We start from the raw sequence: 2,777 nt of genomic DNA on the forward strand, positions 1-2,777 counted from the left end.
CCCTTGTCCCCAGTACAATGCCCAATGCCCCATTCCCTATCCCTTAAATCAATGACTCAATTAAGCGAAACCGTTAAAGAATTAATAGCCAAAGCTAGAATCGTCAGCTTTGCTGAGTGGGAACAGTCTCATCCAAAAGCAGCGATCGCTATATTTCAAGCTGCGGATGATGCTTTTCGCTACCTAAGCGATGAAGATTTATCGCAGATTAAAACCTTGTCACCCGATAATTCTGAGTTGATTCCTGTTGCTCAATTATTACGCGATCGCGCCGCCGAAATCGTTGACGAATCTAGAGAACAAGTGTTGGCAACTTATCCCGAAATTATCCAGCCTGGAGGCGGTCTTTATCCACCTGAACGCGCTCAAGCTTGCTGGCGAGATTTTTGGCATTTTCTTCGCTGCATTACTTATGGCATAGCAGGTGGCCACACTGAATATACAAGTCCCACAGGGCTGCATTATATGAATTTGCTCTATCAGGAATTACAAGTTCCATTGGATGCAATGATTTTAGGCTTAAAAAGCATCAAGGCTGCTAGTTTGAAACGCTGCCAAGCCGATCACCAGCAAATTCTTGCTCCCTATTTTGACCATTTAATCAGCCAATTGGCTACTTTCCAAATTCGATAAGTTAAGTGTAAGTGGGCATGAATAATCAAAGGTTTGTAGTCAGAACTTCAGCCCTGACTAACAGACAATATTACTTAATTTTATCCTGCGTAAGATAGTTGAATCTATTCATGCCCACTGATTGAGATAAACTTAGGTGACTCAGAACGATTAATACTCTGGTTTAAGGGAATTGGCAAAATACCATCACTTACATCCCAATTGCAAATCAAATACTAAAAAAAAGCTGAATTTTCTCTAAAATATTACTTAACTTAATAAATTTTAATAAATATGGTTTCGGCATCGTATCACAATGTGTAAAGGCAAACGATGCAAAAACTTAAAATCATCACGACCAATAAGGATTTAAAGTCTGTATGTCCCCTACTTTGTCACTATGATGTAAAGTTTTTTAACATCTGCTGAATATCCTTCTCATACAATTTATTTGTTAACTGGGAGATAGTTTGAATGGCTTTTGGACCAGCATCACGATTAGGGGTCGCTCTGTTTGAAGACACCGATCCCATTGATCTGTGGCCAAATCGCTCTAATGAGGATGTTGAAACCGTAATTAGAACTGTCTATAAACAAGTTCTAGGCAACGCTTATGTAATGGAGAGTGAGCGGCTTTCCGTTGCTGAATCCCAACTCAAACGGGGTGAAATTAGCGTTCGCGGGTTTGTGCGTCAAGTCGGGAAGTCGGAACTTTACCGTTCGCGGTTTTTTGATAACGCTCCTCGTTATCGGGCGATTGAATTAAATTTCAGACATTTCCTTGGTCGTGCGCCATTGAATTTAGAAGAAACGCGTACACACAGCACTATTCTGGATACAAAGGGCTTTGAGGGTGAGATTGATTCTTATCTAGACAGCGACGAATACCAAGAAACTTTTGGGGAAAACATTGTGCCCTATATTCGGGGCTACAAAACCGAAGCTATTCAGAGTTTGGTTCAGTTTACCCACTTGTTTCAACTGGTACGTGGTTCTTCTAGCAGCAGCCTGAAAGGTGACTTAGCTGGCAAACAACCAAAATTAAACAGTTTGCTAATTCAAAGCACGCCTACTCCTGTGGTTTCACCAGCCAGCAAGGGCGCTACATTCCGCAACCCAACATCTACCCCTCGCACTCGTCAGGGTGTGGGATCTGGTGATGATGGTAAGGTATACCGGATTGAAGTTACTGGCTACAAGGCAAATGTGGTAAATAACATTTCCAAATTTCGCCGCAGTAACCAAGTCTTTTTCGTGCCATACAATAAGCTTTCACAAGAGTATCAGCGGATTCATAAGCAGGGCGGCACGATCGCCAGTATTACCCCTGTCAACTAAAAAATAGAAATTGGGGATTTAGAGATTAGGGATTGGGAAATAATTCCGCTGTACTCAGTCTCTAATCTTTCAATCCCCAGAGTGGCTCGTTCTGGGATTTACGCAAAACTAAACGCGTTCAAGGGCAATACCTTGCGGAAAGGCGCTTCTGAGCGAGACACTCCGCATAGCTAGCTTCCACCTAGAAGTATGCGTCTACATAAAATTGCCCTTACCTGAAAAGAATGATTTTCGGCTATTTTTTGCGTAAATCCTGATTGAGCAACAGTTAGCCAAAACGATCGCTAATCTGGAGTTTGACCAATTCCGCCGTCAGTTGTGATATACGAAGACGTTTAACACATTTTCACAAATTAAAGTTTTACAAAAGCTAGTCAGTAGCAAAATAACTGACAACTGATGGGAAATTCTACCTCCATAAGGGGTAGGATGCTCGGAAATTTAATTTAATTAGCGTTTTTCAGGAGATACCTCAATGTCACTTTGGGCTATTGATTCACCTAATGTTGAGCTGCGTCCGAACACCAGCCAAAGTGAATTACAAACACTGATTCGGGCAGTTTACAAACAGGTTTTGGGTAATGCTCACTTGTTGGAAAGTGAGCGACTAGCCACAGCTGAATCGCAATTGCGCGATCGCAAAATCAGCGTCCGCGAATTCGTCAACATAGTTGCGAAATCAGAGATTTATCAATCCCTGTTTTTTAACTCTTCTTCCCAGTATCGGTTCATTGAACTGAACTTCAAACATTTGCTAGGGCGTCCTCCTGCCGATCAAGCAGAAATTTCCGAACACGTCCGCATCTACAACGAACAGGGCTATGATG

At 42.1% G+C, this 2,777-nt stretch carries 3 protein-coding genes; all 3 read left to right on the forward strand.

Annotation, left to right across the window (positions count from 1 at the left end):
* Window positions 1-633 (forward strand): hypothetical protein (locus IQ229_RS22535; RefSeq protein WP_322744048.1); only part of this gene is annotated, 633 nt, incomplete at its 5' end.
* A 453-nt stretch (window positions 634-1,086) separates the two neighbouring features.
* On the forward strand, window positions 1,087-1,950 hold the full coding sequence (locus IQ229_RS22540) for a phycobilisome linker polypeptide (protein ID WP_194047570.1): 864 nt from the start codon (window positions 1,087-1,089) through the stop codon (window positions 1,948-1,950).
* Between the two features lie 475 nt (window positions 1,951-2,425).
* Window positions 2,426-2,777 (forward strand): phycobilisome rod-core linker polypeptide (locus IQ229_RS22545; protein WP_194047572.1); only part of this gene is annotated, 352 nt, incomplete at its 3' end.

This window comes from Nostoc cf. edaphicum LEGE 07299 (genome assembly GCF_015207245.1).
Taxonomy (GTDB): Bacteria; Cyanobacteriota; Cyanobacteriia; order Cyanobacteriales; family Nostocaceae; genus Nostoc; species Nostoc edaphicum_B.

What these genes read in the sequence shown, in the direction of transcription:
- IQ229_RS22540 (WP_194047570.1), top strand. Translation starts at nt 1,087, where the DNA reads ATGGCTTTTGGACCAGCATCACGATTAGGGGTCGCTCTGTTTGAAGAC.